The sequence below is a fragment of the Wolbachia endosymbiont of Litomosoides brasiliensis genome, assembly GCF_013366805.1.
Lineage (GTDB): Bacteria > Pseudomonadota > Alphaproteobacteria > Rickettsiales > Anaplasmataceae > Wolbachia.
On record NZ_WQMO01000030.1, the window covers coordinates 1 to 7,974 of the forward strand.

At 35.3% G+C, this 7,974-nt stretch carries 8 protein-coding genes and 1 pseudogene; 1 reads left to right on the forward strand and 8 read right to left on the reverse strand.

Going from position 1 to position 7,974, the window contains the following annotated elements; translation table 11 throughout:
- From GO684_RS04730 to pgsA, 7 genes are all read right to left on the reverse strand, one after another.
- A partial coding sequence (locus tag GO684_RS04730; RefSeq protein WP_458695321.1) for a carbamoyl phosphate synthase preATP-grasp domain-containing protein occupies positions 1-481 on the reverse strand: 481 nt, incomplete at its 3' end.
- A 293-nt stretch (positions 482-774) separates the two neighbouring features.
- A complete protein-coding gene (locus GO684_RS04735) occupies positions 775-1,608 on the reverse strand; it encodes an SPFH domain-containing protein (protein ID WP_175939361.1) in 834 nt (277 codons plus the stop codon).
- 19 nt (positions 1,609-1,627) lie between these two features.
- On the reverse strand, positions 1,628-2,779 hold the full coding sequence (locus tag GO684_RS04740) for a peptidoglycan DD-metalloendopeptidase family protein (RefSeq protein WP_175939351.1): 1,152 nt from the start codon (positions 2,777-2,779) through the stop codon (positions 1,628-1,630).
- Positions 2,776-3,525, reverse strand: a complete 750-nt coding sequence (locus tag GO684_RS04745; protein WP_175939353.1) for a YebC/PmpR family DNA-binding transcriptional regulator — start codon at positions 3,523-3,525, stop codon at positions 2,776-2,778. Before GO684_RS04745 ends, GO684_RS04740 begins: the two co-directional genes overlap by 4 nt.
- Before the next feature lie 59 nt (positions 3,526-3,584).
- Positions 3,585-4,304 (reverse strand): outer membrane protein assembly factor BamD, encoded by a 720-nt coding sequence (locus GO684_RS04750; RefSeq protein ID WP_175939355.1) that lies wholly within the window; start codon positions 4,302-4,304, stop codon positions 3,585-3,587.
- 243 nt (positions 4,305-4,547) lie between these two features.
- On the reverse strand, positions 4,548-5,582 hold the full coding sequence (locus GO684_RS04755) for a hypothetical protein (protein ID WP_175939357.1): 1,035 nt from the start codon (positions 5,580-5,582) through the stop codon (positions 4,548-4,550).
- Between the two features lie 108 nt (positions 5,583-5,690).
- Entirely contained in the window at positions 5,691-6,233 is a 543-nt protein-coding gene (pgsA, locus tag GO684_RS04760; protein WP_175939359.1) for a CDP-diacylglycerol--glycerol-3-phosphate 3-phosphatidyltransferase, read from the reverse strand.
- Between the two features lie 144 nt (positions 6,234-6,377).
- Here pgsA and GO684_RS04765 point away from each other — a divergent pair, with 144 nt between their 5' ends.
- The gene (locus GO684_RS04765) at positions 6,378-7,694 is read left to right on the forward strand and encodes a malic enzyme-like NAD(P)-binding protein (RefSeq protein ID WP_175939363.1); all 1,317 of its coding nucleotides are present in this window, start codon (positions 6,378-6,380) and stop codon (positions 7,692-7,694) included.
- Positions 7,695-7,724: 30 nt separating this feature from the next.
- Here GO684_RS04765 and GO684_RS05410 read toward each other — a convergent pair.
- Positions 7,725-7,898: pseudogene (locus GO684_RS05410) on the reverse strand (IS630-like element ISWpi10 family transposase); the annotation flags it as partial.
- Positions 7,899-7,974 lie beyond the last annotated feature (76 nt).

Below are 7,974 nucleotides of genomic sequence, written 5' to 3' on the forward strand. Positions count from 1 at the left end.
AGTCGAGAGCTTCCCTTATTTGTTCTTGATCTTTTATAATGATGCTTTTAGGGTATTTTAGCCCTATTTTATCCATAGATTGGCGAAATAATTTTCTATCCTCCGCTTTTTTAATTGCTTCTCTATTTACGCCAATTAGCTTTACGTTATATTTATCCAATACTCTATCATCTGCAAGTTTCATTGCACAGTTCAAAGCAGTTTGCCCACCCATTGTTGGTAATATTGCATCTGGCTTCTCTTTAATTATGATTTCTTCTATGATTTCAGGCAGTATGGGTTCAATATATGTTGCATCAGAAAACTCAGGATCCGTCATTATAGTCGCAGGATTAGAATTAACCAAAATGACCTTATAATCCTCGTTCTTTAACACTTTGCAACTCTGAGTTCCGGAATAATCAAATTCGCATGCCTGACCTATAATTATCGGACCTGCCCCTATTACTAGTATAGATTCTATATCTGTGCGTTTTGGCATAATTATAATAATAATTTCTCTCTAGGTAATATTACCAATCTTTCCTATATATGTGAATTTTTATTAGTCTTATAGATCAACCACGCAGCTCATGTGAAAATGTAAAAATTGCCTAACAGGTTTTACTAGCCCTCTTATCATGGGACTGTTGGTGTTTTAAGCCTAAAATTTATCTTTGCTTAAGAGCGCTTTGTGCAAATTTGTTGCTTCTCTTTCTCACTCCATAATTAAACAATTCTGTAATATCACTTGTTTGACCCACTAACAGTGAGAATTAGTATTACCATTTGTAATTAATTACTATTCAAACTAATCGTTGGTTGTGCATCTTGCTCAGAGAGCAAGGCAACTAGTAAATTATTTATCAATTGAACTTTCTGTTTTTCATCCAATTGTATGCTTTTATGTTTTTCAAAATGAGCTATTACTTCTTCGATAATTTCTATCGTATTTTGCACTATATGTTTTCTTGCAGAGATGATAGCGCGTGCTTGTTGACGCCTTAACATTGCTTGTGCAATCTCGGATGAATATGCTAAATATGATATCCTAGCTTCTGTAATTTCAATTCCCGCAATGTCTAATCTTTGCTGTAACATTGACTGCAATTCACTTGAGATTTTATTAGAATTTTTACGTAAAGACTCCTCATCACTTTCACTGTCATATGGATAATTGCTTGCCAATTCTCTAATTACCGAGTCACTTTGTACAAAAACAAAATCATGATAATTATTAACATTGTAATGTGCTTTTGCAGGACTGCTCACTCTCCAAACAATTACTACCGAAATCTCTATTGGACTTCCATTTGCATCATTCACTTTTATTTTTTCTGTACTGATATTTTGAAATTTCAGGGAAATGATATATTTGTTTGAAAATGGAAGTGTGATAAATATCCCATGCTTAAAGTAAGTTCCGATGTAGTGACCAAGAAATTCTATTACTCTTGCTTCATTAGGGTCATTAATGAAAAACCCTTGAGAAAAGGCCAACATTGAAATAGTAGCAATTCCAAGTGCAGTTGCACTATCATATGCTGCAAAAAGTACTGATAAAATTAATCCTAACGCTATTAGTACAGGAAAAACCCGGAGTTGACTCAACTTTCTATCATTTATCATATTATTACCTATATCATCCTTAAACTTTTTTGTCACTTGAACTCTCTCTATTGAGAGTTTCATCTATTTTACTTATAAATAGTTTAAATTCCCTCAATTCATGACCAAATAACCTCATTTCGCTTTTATATGGTATTGTAAGTGGATCAACGTGTTTGCCGTTGTATATAACTTCGTAATGTAAATGTGGTCCTGTTGCAACGCCAGTGCTACCAACATAAGCGATAACTTGTCCTTGCCTTACTCTAGAGCCTAGCTTCACATCACTACTAAATCCACTCACGTGCGCGTAGCAGGTTGAATACCCATTCTTGTGTTTTATTTTGATGTACTTACCGTATCCTCTGTTATTTCCTATGTATTCTATTATACCTTCTGCAGTGGCAAATATGGGAGTGCCAGGTTTGGCCGCGTAATCTATCCCTTTATGAAAAGCAATTTTACCACGAATAGGATGCTTTCTATTGCCAAATTGTGAAGATATACGATAATTCCCTCCATTTAAAGGCTTTATAAAAGCTTTGCCGTCATCCTTTAAGCTTATTCCTTCTTTATTAAAATACCCTTCTCTGCCGTTTTGTAATTTGTAATGATACAAGCTAATGACCTTTTTGTTTGTTGTCAATGAAGTATATAAAATTTTCTCTTTAGTCCCCTGACTATTAAGCGATCTCCCAAAAAGAACTTCTAATTTACTTTCTGGTATAATATCTTTTTTTAAATCAACACCGAGATCTTTATATATTTCAATTAATTCCATCGCTATATTTGGCGCTAACCCTTGTTCAATTCTTGCAGCAAGGAAAGAAGATTTTATGTCACTGGATATGAATAACAACTTTCTATCGTGCACTAAGTTTCCTGTGTTGCTTTCTGTCATCTTAAAACCCTTTCCTGTCATTCCAGTACGTGATGCTGAACCCCAGTTTTTATTACATAACTGCTTGGTGTGCCCATTTGTAATTGAATTTACTGAATCCCGATGTCTAGGCACTGGAATGACATCTCTCTTGGTAGAAATTATTCTTATATCACAATGTTCATACAGTTGTTTGTTTGGCACTGGCTCTTTTCTCCTGATTACACTTGAGAATGACATCGGAAGATCTGTTGATGTTCTAGTGGTATGTAATGGTAAGATAAAAAGTAGTATAAGTATGATTAGTTTCATAACTCAAGTTGCAGACCAGCAAAAGCAAAATTACCTTCAACGTATTGCACATCATCATTATCTTCCAGCTCTTCAACTAATGCGGATAATTTATCGATCAACTCTTTATCACTAATTTTAATTAGGTCCTTTGGCTGCCATGAAAGGCGAGCAAGTTCTGGCTCTCCAAACTTTGCATAGAAAGCATTGCGTACTTTGCCAAAATCTTTCACTTCACAGGTTATAACATATAGTCCTTCTGTGTTATTTTTCTCAACATTCAATACTTCTAATTCGATTCCACGACTAAATAAATCTTCAAAATTTATACCTTCTGCTTTGTAAACGATCAAGCCTACATGATTAAAAAGATAACTAACACTTCCTGTTTCTCCCAAACTTCCATCTTTGCGAGAAAAAATATAACGCACCTCGGAAACAGTTCGATTGCGATTGTTCGTCAGGACATGAATAATGATTGCAGTACCAGAAGGTCCATAGCCTTCATACTGTATTTCTTCATAATTTTCCCCGGCAACATTACCAACTGCATTTTTTATTGCTGTTTCTATCTTATCTTTTGGCAGATTTTCTTTGCGTGCGGCAAATATGGCAGAGCGAAGACGCGGGTTGAGTTCAGGATCAGGTAGACCTTGCTTTGCAGCAGCTGTTATTTCTCTAATAAGTTTTGTAAATTTTTGAGAGCGCTTTGCATCCTGGACACCTTTCCGATGTCTTATATTTGAAAACTGTGAATGACCAGCCATATTCAAATAGTTAAAAGTCTGAATTATATATCGAAGTTGGAGAAAGCTAAAGCAAATTTTCAAGTTTGCTGTTTCACGGTATTTCCTTTGAGATTCTCTGCTAATAGACTTTCATACTGCCAAGCTTCTAGATCAAGACCAAGAGCTGAATAGGCTGCTATTAAATAGTTAACAGATCTAAGAAAATAGCTAGAATCCTTATTGCTTATTATATTTTGAAAACGCTTAATTGCTGCTAAATATTCACCACGCCTAAAATAGAACCTACCGATAGAATATTCCTTCGCTAATATATGCTCCGTGATTAGTTTTACTTTTTCCCTTATTTCTTCTATATATTTACTGTCTGGAAAAAGATTAATGTACTCTGTAGCCAGTTCCAGAGCCTTATATGCAGTTTGTTGTCCAAGTTGTACCTTATTAATTTGCATGTAATAAAATAACACCCTTAAGTAATACACGTACGGTAAATCCTCACCACTTGGATAGGCATATATATAATCGTCCATATCACTTGCAGCACCGCTATAGTCGCCCATATTGTGGTGAGAAACACCAGACAACAATTTTGCTTTCATTGCCCAATAAGAAAAAGGGTACAGATCCTCAACTTTTTGAAATGCTCTGATAGCTTGTTTGTACTTTTTTTGGTTAAAAAGTTCAACTGCTTCTTCATATAGCTTGGTCTCACTTTTCTCAAGATGAGCATCATCACTCGCATATGATCGCATAAAGGGGCAAATTAAAAAAATAAAATACACGATTAAAGTCTTATACATAAAGATTTTCTTTGGTTAAAATAAAGTATAGACTAAATATCACCTAAATAAACAAATTTCTGGAGTTATTATAAAGTTAAAGCGGCATTTCTTGGTTCGGAACACAATTGTACGGACATTGTTATTTGATAAACCAAGGTTCAAGTAGATTATAGAACTGAAGCCATTTATTTGTCTTCAGCCTGTGCAGATAGAACAGTAACAAACTCAATGCACTTGAGATCTACTAATAGCCGCTGCTTGTTAGCGAGATCTATACCATGCTGATATAACAGCATTACACACTGGAATGACCTCATTTACTATGAATATTCCATCACATACGTTGATCACACCGGCGCCTGTCATATCTTTTTCACTGACTTTCATCACATTTTTCAACTCTCTCTTATAAGAATGTGCAATAAGCCCGCTTCCTACTACTAAAAGAGCAATAGCTGCTAAGCCTAAAGCAGGTCCAACAATAGGACTTAATGATGATGCCAATGTTATTAACATTGTCCTTCTTATTAACATGACAGAAGAACCAGCAAGCATTAACCCAGCTATGGGTATATCGCTATTATTTCTACTGAGTTTCTCACCATGGCTAAGTTTCTCTGTTTCCCTTTCCTTGTTTTCTTTTTTATAATTGTGAGAAGCTACAGCAAAAGAAAGTATACTGGCTATGAAAAAAAGCGTTCCCTCTGCCTCTTCAAATGGCAATACTTTATCCATTATCTGACTCACAATGACCAACACAGCTGATATTGTCTCGATATAAGCCAAGTACTGACCTGTATCAAGACGTTTGTACTTTTTCTTTTCTACTTCTCTTCCATTTTTAATATTTTCTAACTCTCGTTCTTTTTGTGTCATCTTTCTATTATTGTAAATTAGATATAGCGTACAAATAAGAAATAGAACTGAAAAAGGCAGCAAAGTATTGCATAGTCCAACACTTATCACACTGAATAATACCTGATCGCTACATATTTTTTCTAGCTCAATAGCCATGAGTAACGTAAATGGAATCATTGTAACTAATGATACATATTGCCTATATAACTCCCTTTTCTTTAGTGTTAATAGTTCTTGTTCTAACTTCTTTTCTTTTTCTGCTTCTTCTCCTTTCAACGTTGATAGCTCCAGTTTCTTCCTTTTTTCTGCTTCCTCTTTTAGTACTAATAACTCTTGTTCAAGCCTCTCTTTTTTAACTTCTTCATCAACTGTTGGTGTTGGCCAGAAATCTCGAAAAAAATCTTTAGCAGAAAGTTTAGTTCCAAAGTTACTAGTCATACAAATCCTATTGATCTATGAACTAATATATTATACAGGATTTTAATTATTCAGTCAATGCTATTAAAATATTAAACTACTTTGTCTATTAATTAATTCCCGAGAAGCTTAATCAATCTGTTTAATGCCAGCTAAGGTATAGCTATAGCCTGACCACACAGTCATAACAGCTGCGATCCACAAACAAATTGCACCCATATATTGAGCTGCTTCGTAGTCGTTCATTATTAGTGCCACTACAGCAACCATCTGTAAAAGTGTTTTGATTTTTCCAGCTTTACTTACAGGTAAGCTAACATTCTTAGCTATTAGAAACTCCCGTAAACCCGAAACTAATATTTCCCGACAAACGATGACAACTGATGGCACTATCGTATAATCATTGATCTTGTGCTTATAAGCTAGCATCATTATTGTTGAAACCACTATTAATTTATCAGCAATTGGATCAAATAGCCTGCCAAATTTTGACTGGACTTTCCACGTACGCGCTAGGTAACCATCAAAAAAATCTGTAATGCATGCAAATATGAAGATTGATATTGTTATCGAGTTTGCATATTTATTTTCTATATAAAAACTCAATATTATTGCTGGTATTGTAAGTGCACGGAAAATTGTAAGTGAATTAGGTAGGTTTTTCTTAAACATGTAGTGCAATTTTAATCCAGCATGATAAGCTTATACAGAAGTAGAGTACAATTCACAAGTTAATAGTTTGCAATTGAACATTTATAAAAACTTAATATACTTAAAGATTTACTGGCCATGAGCTCAAAATATGGGGATGTAGTGATGAATGATGATTTAGATAGTACAACAAGACAAGATGCACTTAAGTATCATAGCAGAGGTGGCAATCCTGGTAAAATATCTACCTTACCAACAAAGTCTTTATCTACTCAGTACGACTTGTCACTTGCCTATTCTCCTGGAGTTGCAGCTCCATGCCTTGAAATAGCTAAAAATCCTGACGTGGTCTGTAATTATACGGCAAAAAGTAACTATGTTGCTGTTATTTCAAACGGCACTGCAGTACTTGGGCTTGGTAATATTGGTCCTCTTGCCTCAAAACCCGTCATGGAAGGCAAGGCTGTGCTATTTAAGCGCTTCGCTGACATTGATGCAGTTGATATAGAAGTCGATACAGAAAATATAGAAGATTTTATCAATGCAGTAAGATATCTTGGGCCAAGTTGGGGAGGAATAAATTTAGAGGATATAAGATCACCAGATTGTTTTATAATAGAAAAACGTCTGAATGAATTGATGGACATTCCAGTGTTTCACGATGACCAACATGGAACTGCAGTGGTTGTTGCAGCTGGCATAGAAAATGCTCTTGATATTGCTGAAAAGAAATTAGAGGATGTAAAAATTATCATGAATGGCGCTGGAGCGGCCGGTATTGCATGTTTAGAAATGCTCAAGTTTATGGGTGCTAAAAATATAGTGCTGTGTGACAAACAAGGAGTAATATATAAAGGTAGAAATGAAGACATGAATGAGTGGAAGGAAAAATACGCAACTGACACTAAAGAACGTTCTCTACTTGACGCAATAAAAGACGCTGATGTGTTCATCGGGCTGTCTGCAAAGGATGTATTAAATGAAGAGATGTTAAAGAATATGGGTCAAAACCCAATCATTTTTGCTCTTGCCAACCCTGACCCAGAAGTAAGACCTGAACTTGCAAAATCTGTGAGGCCAGACGCAATAATTGCAACTGGGAGATCAGATTACAATAACCAGGTTAATAACGTGATGGGGTTTCCTTATATATTTAGAGGAGCACTTGATGTACATGCAATGATGATAAACAATGAAATGAAAATTGCAGCTGCAGCTGCAATAGCAAAGCTTGCTCGTGAGCCAGCACCTGACGAAATATCTGCAGCCTATGGCGGTCGTAAGATGAGCTATGGACGTGAATACATAATACCTACTCCATTTGACCCAAGACTAGTTTCTATAGTATCTCCTGCCGTTGCAAAAGCTGCAGTTTGCTCAGGTGTTGCAAAAAAGGAAATACAAGACTGGGGTAGATATGCAAACCAATTAAAATCTCGTCTTGCTAATGCTCTTAACACGCTGAACCTATTGTCTCCATAGTTTTAAGCTTATACTAACTGGCACAATCCATACAAGAAAGGCTTCTCGTGTTCTTAAATATTGTGATGTTTGTTCAAGAAATATATTTATACAATCGGTGTTAACATTCGGTGCAAATAAGCTAGGGCTCTTTCTATTTTTAGGATTAACTGCGCTGTAGAGATAGAATTTTTATCTACCTAATTTTACTTTAACCTGTGTTCTAGCATCAATTTCCATTATACAAGGAACGGATAGGCAATAATGGAGAAAAGAAGCCATGCTGACTGAAGTAAGTAAA